At 35.4% G+C, this 16,707-nt stretch carries 12 protein-coding genes and 1 riboswitch; all 12 genes read right to left on the bottom strand.

Annotated features, from left to right (window positions below; genetic code table 11):
- Nucleotides 1-152 precede the first annotated feature (152 nt).
- Nucleotides 153-1,556, bottom strand: a complete 1,404-nt coding sequence (locus tag QMG60_RS06945; protein ID WP_281867303.1) for a pyridoxal-dependent decarboxylase — start codon at nt 1,554-1,556, stop codon at nt 153-155.
- Nucleotides 1,557-1,660: 104 nt separating this feature from the next.
- Nucleotides 1,661-2,884 carry a dicarboxylate/amino acid:cation symporter gene (locus tag QMG60_RS06940; protein WP_281867302.1) on the bottom strand — a complete coding sequence of 408 codons (1,224 nt, stop codon included), beginning with the start codon at nt 2,882-2,884 and terminating at the stop codon, nt 1,661-1,663.
- A gap of 153 nt (nt 2,885-3,037) precedes the next feature.
- Nucleotides 3,038-3,691, bottom strand: a complete 654-nt coding sequence (locus QMG60_RS06935; protein WP_281867301.1) for a class I SAM-dependent methyltransferase — start codon at nt 3,689-3,691, stop codon at nt 3,038-3,040.
- A 134-nt stretch (nt 3,692-3,825) separates the two neighbouring features.
- Nucleotides 3,826-4,782 (bottom strand): methylenetetrahydrofolate reductase [NAD(P)H], encoded by a 957-nt coding sequence (gene metF / locus QMG60_RS06930; RefSeq protein WP_057117566.1) that lies wholly within the window; start codon nt 4,780-4,782, stop codon nt 3,826-3,828.
- A gap of 162 nt (nt 4,783-4,944) precedes the next feature.
- Nucleotides 4,945-7,620 (bottom strand): methionine synthase, encoded by a 2,676-nt coding sequence (gene metH / locus QMG60_RS06925; RefSeq protein WP_281867300.1) that lies wholly within the window; start codon nt 7,618-7,620, stop codon nt 4,945-4,947.
- Nucleotides 7,621-7,854: 234 nt separating this feature from the next.
- Nucleotides 7,855-8,517, bottom strand: coding sequence for a hypothetical protein (locus tag QMG60_RS06920; RefSeq protein ID WP_281867299.1), 663 nt, complete (start codon nt 8,515-8,517; stop codon nt 7,855-7,857).
- 85 nt (nt 8,518-8,602) lie between these two features.
- Nucleotides 8,603-9,607 (bottom strand): homocysteine S-methyltransferase family protein, encoded by a 1,005-nt coding sequence (locus QMG60_RS06915; protein WP_281867298.1) that lies wholly within the window; start codon nt 9,605-9,607, stop codon nt 8,603-8,605.
- A 303-nt stretch (nt 9,608-9,910) separates the two neighbouring features.
- A riboswitch (SAM riboswitch) is annotated at nt 9,911-10,027 on the bottom strand.
- 381 nt (nt 10,028-10,408) lie between these two features.
- Complete coding sequence (locus tag QMG60_RS06910) at nt 10,409-11,461, bottom strand: NAD(P)/FAD-dependent oxidoreductase (RefSeq protein ID WP_057117569.1); 1,053 nt, start codon at nt 11,459-11,461, stop codon at nt 10,409-10,411.
- 95 nt (nt 11,462-11,556) lie between these two features.
- Nucleotides 11,557-12,138: a bifunctional precorrin-2 dehydrogenase/sirohydrochlorin ferrochelatase gene (locus QMG60_RS06905; RefSeq protein ID WP_281867297.1), complete on the bottom strand. Its 582-nt coding sequence runs from the start codon at nt 12,136-12,138 to the stop codon at nt 11,557-11,559.
- Nucleotides 12,139-12,310: 172 nt separating this feature from the next.
- On the bottom strand, nt 12,311-13,084 hold the full coding sequence (gene cobA / locus QMG60_RS06900) for a uroporphyrinogen-III C-methyltransferase (protein ID WP_281867296.1): 774 nt from the start codon (nt 13,082-13,084) through the stop codon (nt 12,311-12,313).
- Nucleotides 13,077-15,167: a HEPN domain-containing protein gene (locus QMG60_RS06895; protein WP_281867295.1), complete on the bottom strand. Its 2,091-nt coding sequence runs from the start codon at nt 15,165-15,167 to the stop codon at nt 13,077-13,079. The genes cobA and QMG60_RS06895 overlap by 8 nt, the downstream gene beginning before the upstream one ends.
- Before the next feature lie 159 nt (nt 15,168-15,326).
- Entirely contained in the window at nt 15,327-16,571 is a 1,245-nt protein-coding gene (locus QMG60_RS06890) for a GTP-binding protein (RefSeq protein WP_281867294.1), read from the bottom strand.
- Nucleotides 16,572-16,707: the final 136 nt, after the last annotated feature.

Raw genomic sequence — 16,707 nt, 5'->3', positions numbered from 1 at the left:
TTTTCGGAGAAAAGCGGATAGTTTAATAAAAACTATCCGCTTTTTTAATTTACTTAAATCTTAAAATCAACATATTACATTTTAAAACTCAAATTAATTTTAGGTAATAACCCATTTCCTTAAAACAGGCTCTTCTGCATTTATATTGACGGTTATATTTGTGAAACTATTTCGACCATTTCTTTCATTACAATTTTAATATCATTTTCAGTTGTTCGCCAATTTACAAACGAAGCTCTAATTCCATTTCTATTTTCATAAACTGTCGGCGTCATAAAAACTGTGCCTGTATCATTTAGCCTTGTTAAAAACTCACCAACTTTATCCTGATTTTCATCTCCTTTCAAAGTAAAACAAACATTATTTAATCGAATTGGAGCCATAAGTTCAAAATCGTCAATTTCTATAATAGCATTTCCAAAATGAAGTGCCAGCAAAGTACTTTTTTCAACAATATCACAAAAGCCTTCTTTTCCATAAGCAACCAATGAAAACCAGACTGGCAAAGCTCTTAAACGACGTGAATTTTCTGGAAGAACATTTAAATAATTAAAGTTCTCCAAAGCATTACCTAAATAAGGAGCATTTGAGTTCTGAAATGTTTCAATCTGCAGGTTTAAGTGTTCTTTTTTTACTAAATAAAAAGCGCTTTCATAAGGCACATTCAGCCATTTATGACAATCAATTGTAATACTGTCTGCTCCTTCCCAGCCTTCAACCAGATGTTTGTATTTATCTGAAACTGCAGCAAAACCCCCAAATGCAGCATCAATATGCCACCAAAAATTGTATTTTTTCTTTAGATCTGAAATAGCTTCAAAATCATCAAAATCAGCGGTGTTTACCGTTGCAGCACTTGAAATTAGAATAAAAGGTTTTCCGTTTAATTCTTTTATTTTTTCTTCTAAATTGATAATGTCTATTGCCTCACGATTCCCTTCAATTGTTTTCACAACTGTGTAATTTTGACTTCCAATTCCCAACATCGATAATGATTTTATAGAAGAAGAATGAGGAGTTGCAGTTAAAATATTAATGGGTTCTGAAATTCCGTTTTTAGCAAAATCCTTTCCAAACTGTTTTCCAAACCATTGTCTGGCAACACCTAAACAAGTAAAGTTTGACATGGTTGCGCCGGTTACAAATCCTCCTAAAAAAGAATCTGGAAGTTCTAATAATTGAAGCAGCAAATTAATAGTTTCAAATTCTATCAATGCCGAATTTCCGCCTTGAGATGTTATCGATTGTGTATTTTGATCGTAAACCGATGCCAGCCAATCACCAACAATAGAAGCAGGTGTGGATCCGCCGGTTACAAATCCCCAATAACGAGGCCCTGGAGACGAAACCAATAAAGGTGCTAATCTTTCATTAAACTCTTTTAAAGCTTCTGAAGAACCTAAACCTAATTCGTTTAAGTCTCGTTTGGGATCGATTCTGTTTTTATTTGAAGTTGGAATATTCTCCAAATTATTCAAGAAATCAACGCCTTGTTGTTTGGCTTTTTCTAAGATATTTTCAAAATCATTTAGATCGTGTTGTAGTATTGAATTCATATTTATATAATTTTTGATCTCAAACTAATTGACAGGCTGAGCGAAGCCTAAGCCTTTAGTTGAAATAATATATTTACGGTAAAAATGTGGAACTTATAATAACGTTACCATTTCGTTTTTTCAGAGAATCTCGAAACCATCATCGAACAAATTACATCACCATTTGCATTTAACAAAGTAGCAATCGGGTCAACCAAAGTTCCTAAAATCATAGCAACTGGAAGCGCTTGTTCCATCGGAAAACCATAAACGGTTATGGCTAAGATTTCGCCAATATAACCTCCGTTTGGAATTCCTCCCTCAACAATAGAAACAATTACAGTAATTCCAAGTGCTAAAAGAATCGTCATCGGATCTGTAAAATCCTTCCCAAACATGGCAAACAAAAAAGTGATTTTTAAAATAGAAGACATACTAGAACCGTCTTTATGCAAAGGCGCTCCTAGCGGAATCACCAAATTACGAACATGTGCCGGAATTCTCATTTTTTCTGCTGCTTCAAGATTGGCAGGAATTGTGGCAATACTGCTGCAAGTTCCTACTGCGGTTAAAGATGGCGTTATGTTATTACTCCAAAAAACTTTAAAAGCTCTTTTTCCGCCTGACACAAGTGCGTATAAACTAAAAAACACAAAAAAGTAAAAGACACAGGCCGCATAATAAACTGCCATAGGTTTTGCATAAACTCCCAACAATTGCGGCCCGAAAACACCAACCTGATAGGCAAAATAAGCTCCCAAACCAATTGGCGCCAATTTCATGATGATGTTTAAAAGTTGTTTCATCACCTCGTTTCCAGAATCGAGAAAGCTCTTGAAAGCATTTCCTTTTTCGCCGGACTGCAATGTTGCAAAACCAATTAGAAAAGAAAAAATAATCAATGCCAGCATACTTTTTCGCGACAATAATTCGAAGAAATCATTTGCCGTAAGCAGTTTTGCAATTTGATCTCCTGCAGATCCTGATTGAATTTCCTCAAACGGAACTTTGGCAATAGCGATATCCTCATGAATGGGAAAAAGATAAACGGCGCAAATCATTACAATTGCCGAAATAAGAATTGTCGCCAGAAAGACCAAAACCATAATAAAGAAAAGTTTTCCGAGCTTTTCTGTTCTCTCCAAATTAGCAATCGACGAACCAATTGTAAAAAAGATAAGCGGGATAATGGCCGTGAAAAGTAAGTTCAGAAATATATCCCCAATCGGTTTTATGATCAAAACTTTTTCTCCGAAAACCAATCCAAAAATACTTCCTATTATAATACCTCCAAGAAGCATTAAAATACTGCTGTAACTCTGTAAAAAATTGATTCTCTTAACTTCCATAATTTTAAACGATTATAATTCAGAATGATTAATAAAGAATGAAAGTACTTAAAAAAAGATTGCGAAAATTGATTAGTCATTTTTTTTGCCACAGATTAGTAGGATTAAAATGATTTTTTAATCTCTGTAAATCTTTATTAATCTGGCAAGAAATTATTTCTCTAGAACAATAGTCGTAAAAGCTCTGTCAACCAATTCTCCTGTTTTGCTTTTTACTTTTTCTGTCTGTGTTTCTGTATACACAATCTTAAAAGGTGATTTTTCAATTAGTTTCTGCGCTTTTTCTGTACTGTAAAGTTCAAATTCAAATTGAGTAAACGGAAGTTTCTTCATAAAATCTTCCTCTGCAAATGTTAAGCAGAAATTTCCATTTGATTTTAAAACCCTGTAAATTTCTAAAAGTAATTTCTCTGGCTCCTGCCAAAAATAAATGGTATTTACCGTAAATATTTTATCGAAAGATTCTTCTTCAAACGGAATTATATTTCCGTCATAAAGTGAAAAGAAAGCTTGTTTTTGAGACACAAAATTTCTGTTAATCTGGCGCGCTTCCTGAAACATCAGCTCGGACATTTCTAATCCATAATATTTTAGTTTTTCCGCCTGTTCAAACAAAAATTCAACATGACCAGCGTTTCCGTGGCCTAATTCCAGAATTTTATTTTCTTTGGATATATTTAAATTTTGAATCGAATGGCGCGTCATATTGATGTTTGTTTCGTTCATCATATTTGCCATTTCGATTCCTTTTTCTCCCGATGGATTTTTTAGTTGAGAGGCTATCGCTTGTAATTCTTCTTGTTTCATGATCTTTAAAGTTAAATTCCAATAAAAAAAATCCAAATTCCAAGCCTTGTTTGTCATTGCGAGGAACGAAGCAACCGTATTAAAAAAGCACAAAAGCTAAACAACTTGAGATTGCTTCGTTCCTCGCAAAAACCTTAAAAAACCTGACTCGCTATCTGGCGGATATTCTCAGATTTTCCCATTGAATAATAATGCAAAAACGGAACTCCCGCTGCTTTTAATTCTAATGACTGCTGAATTGCCCACTCGATTCCGACTTGTTTGATTTCAGCATTATTCTTGCATTTATCTACAGCATCGATCAAATCTTCTGGAAGATCAATTCTGAAAATCTGCGGTAAAACCTGTAAATGTCTTTGAACAGCAATAGGCTTAATTCCAGGAATAATCGGAATTGTGATGCCCATTTCTCTTGCTTTTTCTACAAAGGCAAAATATTTCGAGTTGTCAAAAAACATTTGCGTTACCACATAATCTGCTCCTGCATCTACTTTTTCTTTTAATCTTTTTAAATCTGATTGTAATGATGGTGATTCTAAATGCTTTTCAGGATAACCTGCAACTCCAATACAAAAATCGGCTTTATTATCAACATCCATTACTTCATGAAGATATTTTCCGCAATTCAAATCATTAATTTGTCGAACCAAATCGATTGCATAATGATTTCCTCCCGCTTTTGGCGTAAAAGACTGCTCATCTTTCATGGCATCTCCGCGAAGCGCCATTACATTGTTGATTCCCAAATAATGACAATCAACCAGCATATACTCGGTTTCTTCCTGCGTAAATCCGCCGCAAAGCAAATGTGGAACCGTATCTACATTGTATTTATGTTTAATAGAAGCGCAAATTCCAAGCGTACCTGGACGCATACGAGTTAGTTTTTTATCCAAAAGTCCGTTACCGCGATCAATGTAAATATACTCTTCGCGAGAAGTTGTTACATCAATAAACGGCGGTTTAAACTCCATTAAAGGATCGATATTATCATACAATTCCTGAATGCTTTTCCCCTTTTGAGGTGGAATAATTTCAAATGAGAATAATGTTTTTCCTTTGGCGTTTTCTATATGCTCTGTTACTTTCATTTTTTAAGTTATGGGTTATGAGTTAAGTGTTTTGAGTTTTTAGTTCGTGTAAAAAATCTGAAATCAAAAACTTAAATCATTTTATTTGTTGTTTCAAAGTTTCAAGTTTCAGGTTTCAAGTTGCTATAGAGAACTTGAAACCTGAAACAAAAATAACTTTCGTTAATCTGCAATATTAGGATTTAACCATTTCATGGCATAATCTGTTGGAACGTTTCGTCGTTTGGCGTAATCTACTACCTGATCTTCTTTTATTTTCCCTAGTCCGAAATATCGGCTTTTTGGGTTTCCGAAATAATATCCCGAAACCGATGAAGCCGGCCACATCGCCATGCTTTCTGTAAGCGTCACTCCAATTTCTTCAGCTACATTTAAAAGCTTCCAAATCGTTGGTTTTTCCAAGTGATCGGGACAAGCCGGATAACCTGGCGCAGGACGAATTCCTTTATAATTTTCTTTAATTAATTCTTCGTTGGTTAAAGATTCTTCTTTATCATAACCCCAAAAATCTTTACGTACTCTTTCGTGAAGATATTCGGCGAAAGCCTCAGCAAAACGATCGGCAAGTGCTTTTACCATAATCGAGTTATAATCGTCTAAATTCTTTTCATATTCCGCAGCCCATTCGTCAACGCCAAAACCAGTGGTTACACAGAAAGCTCCCATATAATCTTCAATTCCGCTTTCTTTTGGCAAAATAAAATCGGCTAAAGCGATGTTTGGAGCGCCTTTTGTTTTTTGTGACTGCTGGCGAAGCGTTAAGAATTTATCTAAAACTTTTCCGTTTTCGTCACGTAATTCGATATCGTCATCATCCACCTGATTCGCAGGAAAAATTCCGTAGATACCTTTTGCTTTTAGTTTTTTCTCTTCTAAAATCACCTTCAACATCGCCTGAGCATCGTTAAACACAGATGTTGCTTGTTCGCCCACAACCTCATCGGTTAAAATCGCAGGATATTTTCCGTACAATTCCCAAGTTTGAAAAAATGGTGTCCAGTCGATATACGGAACCAAAACATCAAGTTCTATTTCAATGGTTTGTGCTCCAATTACTTTTGGTTTAGTCGGTGTGTATTCAGACCAATCCAATTGTAATTTGTTTTTACGGGCATCTTCAATCGTGAGGAAATTTTTATCTCTTGAACGATTTAAAAATGTTTCTCTAAAAGAATCGTACTCTGCACGAATATCTGCCGCATATATTTTTCGGTTATGATCTAACAGGTTTCCTGCAACCGTAACAGCACGCGAAGCATCGTTTACGTGAATTACCGTTTCTCTGTACTGAGGCGCAATTTTCACGGCAGTATGCGCTCGCGAAGTTGTTGCCCCGCCAATCATAATCGGGATTTTAATATCTTGTTTGTCTAATTCTTTGGCTAGATACACCATTTCGTCAAGCGAAGGTGTAATCAGTCCGCTTAAGCCGATAATGTCTACATTATGCTCAATCGCCGCTGCAATAATTTTTTCCGGAGGCACCATAACACCAAGATCTACAATCTCGTAATTGTTACAAGCCAAAACTACCGAAACGATGTTTTTCCCAATATCGTGAACGTCACCTTTTACAGTTGCCATTAGGATTTTTCCGTTTCCTTGTTTATCTCCAGCTTGTTTGCTTGCTTCAATAAATGGCAATAAATAAGCAACCGCTTTTTTCATTACACGAGCCGATTTTACCACCTGAGGGAGAAACATTTTTCCGCTTCCAAATAAATCTCCAACCACGTTCATTCCCGTCATCAAATTGATCTCGATTACTTCGATTGGTTTTGCTGCTGCCAAACGGGCTTCTTCAACGTCTTCCTCAATAAAAGCATCAATTCCTTTTACCAATGAATGTGTAATACGTTCCTGAACCGTTCCAAAACGCCATTCCTGAACTACTTTTTCATCGCTTTTTGCTTCACCTTTTACATTTTCTGCAAAATCTAAAAGTCGTTCTGTAGCGTCGTCACGTCTATCTAAAATTACGTCTTCAACGTGTTCTAATAAGTCTTTCGGAATATCATCATAAATCGTCAACATTTCGGGATTTACGATTCCCATCGTCATTCCATTTTTAATGGCGTGGTATAAAAACACTGAGTGCATCGCTTCACGAACGGTATCATTTCCTCTAAAAGAAAACGAAACGTTACTCACCCCACCACTAATATGTGCATGAGGCAGATTCTCGCGAACCCATTTTGTTCCTCTAAAGAAATCCAAAGCATTTAAGCGATGTTCTTCCATTCCCGTTGCAACTGGGAAAATATTCAAATCGAAAATAATGTCCTGCGGAGGAAACCCTACTTTGTTCACCAAAATATCATACGAACGCTGGCAAATCTCTACTCTACGATCGTAATTATCCGCCTGACCTACTTCGTCAAAAGCCATGATAATCGCCGCCGCTCCGTAACGTTTGATTAATCTCGCGTGGTGAATAAAAGCTTCTTCTCCTTCTTTTAACGAAATCGAGTTTACAACGCTTTTTCCTTGTACTACTTTAAGACCTGCTTCGATGATTTCCCATTTCGAACTGTCGATCATAATCGGCACTCGCGAAATATCTGGTTCTGCAGCAATTAAATTCAAAAATTTAGTCATTGCAGTAACGCCATCAAGCATTCCCTCATCCATATTAATATCGATGATTTGTGCTCCTCCTTCTACCTGCTGTCTTGCAATATCAAGTGCCTCGTCATATTTCTCTTCCTTGATTAATCTTAGGAATTTTCTTGAACCAGTTACATTTGTACGTTCCCCAACGTTTACAAAAACACTTTCGGGTGTAATAATCAATGGTTCTAATCCTGATAATACAAGGTCTCTTCTTTTTTCTGCCATTTTCTTTTTAAGTTACTAAGATTCTAAGATGCTTAGATTCTGAGTTTTTTTTATTCTCTTTTGTTTCCTGCAAGGTTTTAAAAACTTAGTAGGTATTTATGTTTATTAATTTGGGCGTGTCCCTCTGGGCCGGGCTATTTGTTACAAGTCCTCGCTCTTCCTTCGTCAGGCTGTGGGCTTTTCACTACTATCCCTCACGCAAACTCGGTTTCGTAAGACGATTTTTCTTTAAAATTATATTAAAATCAAATTTTGTCTGTCAATTGGTCTATTTACTTTTTCTATATTCAAAATATTTTCCCTTGGCAAATCGTAATTATAAACTAAAGGAACTTCCGAATTTTGATCATTAAAGAAATCGTAAATACAATCAATCCATTCGTCATTCGTTTTTTCAACAGGAATTAAAACTTTTATAATATAGTGTAATCCTGAATCAACTAATATTCGTCTAAATGATTTACGATATTTTTTCCTTAAATAATCGGCAACTGGTAAAAGTGATTCTGCTCCGAACAACAAATAATGATAATGTTCAAATAAATCTTCTTTTAGCAATCCAAAATTTATTTCATTTTTTGTATAAAATTTATTTTCATGTGGGTTATCCGTAGAAAACCATTCACTTATACTTTTCTCAATCTCATTAGATAATTCTTCAGTCTCATTTATTATAAATCTGTGTTTAGCTTTTTTTTCTAGCAATTCTTTTGAAGCTACCTTGAGTCCCTCTTTTTGAATATATTTAAATTCTTGATTACTCAGATTAGTCGCATGAAATGCAACTATGTATTCAAACTTTTCCCTAAACGAAATTCTAAAATCATTTATACATTGAAAACTACACACAAAAAGCTCACATTCAGCACTTTCAATTTCAAATTTTCCTTCATTCATAAATTAATTATTTTCTCGTAGTAATTGAAAGTAGTTATTGCAATCAATACCTACAAGGTTTTAAAAACCTTGCAGGAGCGAAACTTTAGGCAATAACCGGCGCCACTCTTGGCTTATAATCCTTCGCAACCTCAGCCATTAATCTAATATGATCTGGAGTTGTTCCACAGCAACCTCCAATGATATTAATCAAATTGTCCTCTAAATATTCTTTTATAAAAGCTTGCGTTTGTTCTGGCGTTTCATCGTATTGTCCGAATGCGTTTGGCAATCCTGCATTTGGATGTGCCGAAACATTAAAACTTGTATTATGTGCTAATGTTTTCAAATACGGTTTCAACAAATCGGCTCCTAAAGCGCAATTGAATCCTACACTCAATAACGGAATATGCGAAACTGAAATCAAAAACGCTTCAACTGTCTGTCCAGAAAGTGTCCTTCCTGAAGCATCCGTAATTGTTCCTGAAACCATGATTGGAATATCTAGATTACGTTCTTCTTTTACTTCTTCGATTGCAAAAAGTGCTGCTTTAGCATTTAAGGTATCAAAAATCGTTTCTACTAAAAGTAAATCGCATCCCCCATCCATTAAAGCTTCAACTTGTTGTTTGTAAGCAATTCGCAAATCGTCGAACGTTACGGCTCTGTAACCTGGATCGTTTACGTCTGGTGACATACTTGCCGTACGGTTTGTTGGTCCGATTGAACCAGCTACAAAACGTGGTTTCTCTGGATTTTTTGCGGTAAACTCATCGGCTACTTGTCTTGCGATTTTTGCCGATTCGTAGTTTAGCTCGTAAACCAAATCTTCCATATGATAATCGGCCATACCGATTGTCGTTCCTGAAAAGGTATTGGTTTCTACGATATCTGCACCAGCTTCAAAATAAGCGGCGTGCACATCGCGGATCGCCTGTGGTTGTGTTAAGGATAATAAATCGTTGTTTCCTTTTAATGGATGTGGAAAATCTTTGAAACGCTCTCCTCTAAAATCTTCTTCGGAGAAATTATAGCGCTGCAACATTGTTCCCATTGCTCCGTCAAGGATTAGGATATTTTTCTTTATTGCTTCTTGTATCGTAATTGCCATATCTTTTTTTCTTTAGCTTCTAAGATACTGAGGTTCTAAGATGCTAAGTTTTTTTATTATGATTGTGAAGTTTAACCTTCGATATTTTTTTCACACTAATTCCAAAAGTGCAATATTGCATGCTAATTAGCCCCGATGGAAGCAAATATCCTTTTATTCTGGAGTTCAGAATAAAAGATATTTGTGTACAGCGGGAACTATTGACTGCAAAAATGCACCAATGATTCGCTCCTGATACAGAATCTGTTTCAGTAATTATTGTAAGTTGTCAGGAAAAGTTTGAGAAATACGAGTTATGTATTTGTGTTATCTATCTTTAATACTGGAAAATGTCGTATAAAGTAGAATTTAGCACCTTCTTTATGATAAAGGGTTGCTAAGGTTTCATTGGGTCTATCCCTCCGCCTTTCGTGATAACTAACAGTAATTTTAAGAACAGTGCAAAGGTATGAAATAGGCTTTCGATTTGCAAATGTTTTTTTCTAAGGTTCTGAGAGGCTAAGTCGCTAAGGTTCTAAGTTTTTCTTTTAGGATTTTTAATTTAAACAATCGAGCTCCAGAGGAGCGCAATATTTATAGAAAACAATTTACCAACTCAACAAAAGCTCCAGAGAAGCGACATATATTTCGCTCCGCTGGAGCTCTTTTGCAAACGAATAATTCTTTTCTATAAATATTTCATCCCTCTGGGATTAATTAAAAAAGCTCAAACTAAAAGTTTGAGCTTTGTATATAAAAACCTTAGCGCCTTAGTCCCTTAGTCCCGATCCCGAAATTTCGGGACGGGATCAGCACTTTCGATTAAACTATTGCCTTAACAACTGCTTTTGGAGCTTCTTTACGAGTTCCGTCGAAACCGTCTACACCAGAAACTGTTGTATATTTTAATACATACTTTTTACCTGGATTGATGATTCCGTAAGCAGCTTGACACATTAAAGTTGCTTCGTGGAATCCGCAAAGGATTAGTTTTAGTTTTCCTGGGTATGTATTTACGTCTCCAATGGCGAAGATTCCCGGGATATTCGTTTGGTAATCTAGTGCATTGTTTACTTTGATTGCATTTTTTTCGATTTCTAATCCCCAGTCTCCAATTGGACCTAATTTTGGAGTTAATCCGAAAAGTGGAATGAAATAATCACACTCGATTTTACGGTGTGCTCCGTTTTCTTCGATATCTAATGACTCAACATGCTCAGCACCGTTGATTCCGATAACTTCTGCAGGAGTGATTAATTTAATTTTCCCAGCTGATTTTAATTCCTGTACTTTTTCTACAGAATCTAAAGCTCCTCTAAATTCGTTTCTTCTGTGAATTAAAGTTACTTCTGAAGCTACATTTGCCAAGAAAATACTCCAGTCTAGTGCTGAATCTCCTCCTCCTGCAATTACTACTCTTTTATCTCTGAATTTCTCTGGATTTTTGATGAAGTATTTAACTCCTTTATCTTCATAAAACTCGATATCTTCAATAAGTGGTTTACGAGGCTCAAAACTTCCTAAACCTCCTGCGATTGCTATAACTGGCGCGTGAAATTTAGTTCCTTTGTTTGACGTTACAATGAAACTTCCGTCTTCTTGTTTTTCGATTGTTTCTGCACGCTCACCTAATGTAAAACCTGGCTCAAACTGTTTAATCTGCTCCATTAATCCATCCACTAAATCTCCAGCTAAAACTTCTGGAAATCCTGGGATATCATAAATTGGTTTCTTTGGATATAATTCTGAAAGCTGTCCTCCTGGTTGAGGCAGAGCATCTAATATATGGCATTTTAATTTTAATAATCCTGCCTCGAATACGGCAAATAAACCTGTTGGGCCTGCTCCAATTATAAGTATATCTGTTTTAATCATTATGTTGTTGTTTATAATCATTCTTAATAGTGCAAAGAAACGAATAATTTATTCTACTGACAATGATTTTTATCATTCATTTCTAAGCGATATTTTTACTCTCTATTTTTGAGTGAAGCGGTGATTTCATTCATCTTCTTCACTTTTTCTTCAAAATTGCCTTTTAAGGTTCTCCTGTATTCATTTAGGTTTTCTACCATTTGATTAATATCGTCGGGAATTACTTCTTCGAAAAATTCTCTTAGCCTTTTGGCAGTTGTCGGCGATTTTCCATTGGTCGAAATGGCGATTTTCACATTTCCTTTCGTAACGATGCCTCCTAAATAATAATCACATAAATCCGGCGTATCGGCGATATTGCAAATTAAATAACGCTTTCTAGACAAATCGTACACTCTTTTATTGACCTTTAAATCATCTGTACAGGCGATTACCATATGGCGTTTTTTGAGCATTCTCTTTTTGAACTTTGCTTCCGTCAATTTAATTGATGGATGCTTTTCTGCTAAAATTTTAATTTCTAAATGAAAATCGGGCGCTACAACCTCAACATTTGCATTTGGACTCGATTTTAACAAAAAAGAAAGTTTTTCCAGACCTACATTTCCGCCGCCCACAATTAAAACATTCAGATTGTGAAGTTTTAGAAATATTGGATATAATTCGTTTTGTTCCATGTTAATCATTTTTCATCTATTCAAAATTAGATGATTTACCAATCAGATGTTCCTAATAGAACATTTTATTGGGAACATTTTTTATTCTACCGATGAAATGTTCCTAACGGAACAATCTCTTCACGTACATTCGGTTAAAAACGGATGCTCCAATGTTGATTCCTGCGAAATTTTATCTTGTGATTTCTTTTGATAGAAATTCTTCGTAAAATCCTTTTAATTTGTTGCTTTCGCGGACAACTTCTCCAAGAACAATAATTGCTGGTGAACCTAATTCTTTTTGTTTTACAACTTCTAAAATCGAATCAACTGTTCCTACGCCAACTTTTTCTTCTGCTGTTGTTCCGTTTTGGATGATTGCAACTGGTAAATTTCCTTTATTTTCTTTTTGAAACAAATCGATAATTTGAGGTAATTTGTGCATTCCCATCAAGATTACAACTGTTGCAGAAGATTGAGCTGCCAAAGCAACATCTGCAGATAATTTTCTATCTGAAGTTGTTCCAGTAATGGCCCAAAAGCTTTCTGAAACGCCGCGTTTTGTAATTGAAATTCCCTGACTTGCAGGAACTGCCACTACAGATGAAATTCCAGGAACTACGATAGTTTCAATTCCGAAACTTTCTGCAAATTCCACTTCTTCACCACCTCTTCCAAAAATAAACGGATCTCCACCTTTTAATCGAACTACGTTTCCGTATGTCAAAGCATTATCAACAATTAATTGATTGATTTGATCTTGCGTATAGGCATGATTTCCGATTCTTTTTCCAACAAAAATTCGGATAGCATTTTTAGGTGCGTAATCCAGAATTTCTTCATTGGCCAAAGCGTCATATAAAACCACGTTGGCTTCAGCCAATGCTTTTACAGCTTTGAGCGTAAGTAGATCAGGATCGCCCGGACCTGCACCGACTAAAGTTATTTTTGGTTTTATATTAAGCATTTGCTAATTCTTGAGCTCTGAAAGTTTCAATTTTATCAAAGAAAACTACTGCCTGGGCAATGTAATCTTTAGCGAAAGCTTCAGAAGGTTCATTTTTATTGATTTGGTAAACCAAATCTTTAAAAGTTGAGTTTAATTCTATTTTATTTTTTTCAATAAAAACGGTATCAAACAAGTCTACAATTCCTGCGTGATTATTTGTTTTTTCGTTTTCAGACAATAACAAAGCTTTTGCTCCATTTACAAATCCTGCATAAGCATGATAAATAGCATCTGACCATTTTTTCTCGTCGAAAGATTCTTGAGCCAAAATCAATTTCTCTTTAGCTTCAAACAATAAAGTTGCTACTAAATCGATCACTACTCCCGCACATTCCCCAACTCCAACTGCTTTTACATAGTTGTCTGCGTTACCCCAGTCTACAAAATCAGCTTCTGTTAAATTGGTAACATCTGCGAAAGGTTTTAGAATTTCATAGAAATATTTCTCTCCTTTTGCATCATAATAATTCAAGAATTTTTCTCCGTTTGCATTGGCATCATAATCATTTAAGATGGTACGTAATGCATCTGGTCCTCTACGGCTTGGAATTTTAATTACTTTATCAGCAAAACGTCCTGATCCGTTTCCTAATCTTCCTCCGCCTAATAAAACCTGTAAAGCCGGAGCAACTAATTTTCCTGAATTGATTGACATTCCTTGGAACCCAATTGCAGACATATTGTGTTGTCCGCAGGCATTCATACAACCTGAAATTTTAATTTCGATTTCGCGGTTGTTTAAATACTGAGGATATTCGGCAGTTAAAACTCTTTCCAATTCTTCTGCAATACCGGTACTACTTGCAATCCCCAAGTTGCAAGTATCAGTACCCGGACATGCCGTAATATCTCCTGTAGAATTATATCCTAAATGAACAAAGTCCAATTTGGCTAATTCCTGATAAAAGAAAGGAAGATTCTCTTCTTTTACGTGACGTATTACAATATTTTGACGCAATGAAAAACGTAATTCATTTGCTGCGTAATTTTTAATTAAAGTGGCTAATAATCTGGCTTTATCCGTATAAAAATCTCCTAATAGAACTTTGATTCCGATGGCATAATAACCTTCTTGTTTCTGCTTAATTACATTCGATTTTTTCCATGCTTCATAAGCTGCAGTATCTTCGATTGTAACTTGCGGAACTTCTAATAATGGTTCTGGAATTGGACCTTCAAAAGCAGTCGTATCAATTTCGTATGTTTCAAAAGCGATCGCTTTTTTCTCTTTTTCAACTAAATCAAGAAAAACATCTTTTCCTATTTCTTTGATTAAAAATTTCATACGTGCTTTCATTCTTTTGGCACGTTCTCCGTATCTGTCGAAAATACGAATGATTCCTTCTGCTGTTGGAATGATTTCATTTACTGGAACAAACTCCGAAAGCAATTCAGCATGCGCTGGCTGAGATCCTAAACCTCCACCAAACATGATTTTAAAACCTTTTTGTCCGTCTTTAATTTTCGGAATAAATCCTAAATCGTGTAAATAACTCAAAGCCGTATCTTCGTCTGAAGAAGAGAACGAAATCTTGAATTTACGTCCCATTTCCTGACAAATTGGGTTTCTTAACAGATATTGAAAAAGTCCGTGTGCATAAGGCGAAACATCAAATGGTTCATTTACATCTACACCAGCCAATTCACTTCCTGTAATATTTCTAACGGTGTTTCCACAAGCTTCACGAAGTGTAATATCATCTTTAGCCAAATCTGCCCAAAGCTCTGGTGTTCTGTCTAAACTCACGTAGTGAATTTGGATATCCTGACGCGTTGTAATGTGTAAACGTCCAGTAGAATATTCATCAGAAACCTGAGTAATACGCACTAATTGTTCGCTGGTAACTTTACCGTACGGCAATTTGATACGAATCATCTGAACGCCTTCCTGACGCTGTCCGTAGATTCCGCGCGCTAAACGAAGACTACGAAAACGCTCATCATCAATTTTTCCTCCACGGAATAAATGAATCTTTTTTTCTAATTCGATAATCTCTCTTTGAACTATCGGATTTTCTATTTCTGTTCTAAAACTTTCCATTTCTTTTACGCTTTAGGCTTTAGGCTATACGCTTTAAGCTTTATTAACTTTGTGTTTTTTTTGCTTTAGGCATTAAGCAATAAGCTTTAGGCTCTTGCATACCTTTTTATACATCTTTTGCTAAGAGCTTATTGCCTAAAGCTTATAGCTTACAGCAGGTTACCTGATAAATCCTACTCCTGCTGTTGTATTCGTTGCTGTATCAATTAAGATAAAAGCTCCGTTTGATTTGTTTTCATTATAAGAATCAAAATATAACGGTTTGCTTAATTTAATGCTTACTTCTCCAATTTCGTTGATTGCTAATTGTGAAGCTTCAGTCGTTCCTGAGTAATCAGTTGCAATAGTATTTTTAATACTTTCTACTTTTGCCAAAACTCTATTCGTATTATGCTGTATTAAATACTTTGTTCCTGAAACCAGTTTTTTACTATCCATCCAGCAAACTGTCGTTGTAATATCTTTTTCAATTTTTGGAAGCTCATCTGATTTTACAATCATGTCACCTCTCGTTACATTGATATCATTTTCTAATTCGATTGTAATCGAAGATCCTGCAACGGCCTCATCGAATGTTTTATCGAAAAAGTGAATTTTAGATACTTTTGATTCTGTTAAAGAAGGAAGAACCGTTACAGCATCGCCAACTTTAATTGAGTTTCCGTATAATTTTCCGGCATAACCTCTAAAATCGTGGTATTCTTCTGTTTTTGGACGAATAACAGTTTGAACTGGAAAACGCGCTTTTCCAGCTTCAAAAACATCAGAAGCATGTAATCCTTCTAAATGTTCCAATACAGTTTGTTCGTCGTACCAAGGCATATTTTCTGATTTGTCAACCACGTTTCCACCGTTGATTGCGCTTAAGGGAATATAACTTACGTTTTGTTCCTTAAAAGTACTTTTTGCATTTAATGCCTGAAAATCAGCTTTGATTTTATTAAAAACTTCTTCAGAATAATCAACTAAATCCATTTTGTTAATGGCAACAATTACCTCTTTTACTCTTAATAAATTATTGATAAAAAAGTGGCGGTATGTTTGCTCAATAACACCTTTTCTGGCATCAATTAAAATGATCGAAACCTGAGAAGTCGACGCTCCTGTAACCATGTTTCTTGTATATTCTACGTGACCTGGAGTATCGGCAATAATGTAACTTTTCTTTGCAGTCGAAAAATAAATATGCGCAACATCAATTGTGATTCCTTGTTCTCTCTCTGCTACCAAGCCATCAGTTGCCAAAGAAAAATCAAGGTAATCGTATCCTTTTTGTCTGCTGCTTTTTTCGATTGCTTCTATTTTATCAGTTGTCAATGACTTTGTATCGTACAATAATCTTCCGATCAAAGTACTTTTTCCGTCATCTACACTTCCTGCTGTTGCTATTTTTAAAACGTCCATTCTAATATTTTTGTTTCAGGTTTAAAGTTTCAGGTTTCATGTTCTCTCGAAACTTAAATCTGTATGTTTTTGTTTTTTTTGATTCTACTTTTAAATTTCGTTCCTAATTGCATTTACAATTAACAATTCATAATTA

This window comes from Flavobacterium sp. GSB-24, assembly GCF_027924665.1.
GTDB lineage: Bacteria > Bacteroidota > Bacteroidia > Flavobacteriales > Flavobacteriaceae > Flavobacterium.
The sequence above is the reverse complement of the archived record's forward strand: the minus strand, read 5'-3'. Positions and strand labels throughout refer to the sequence as shown.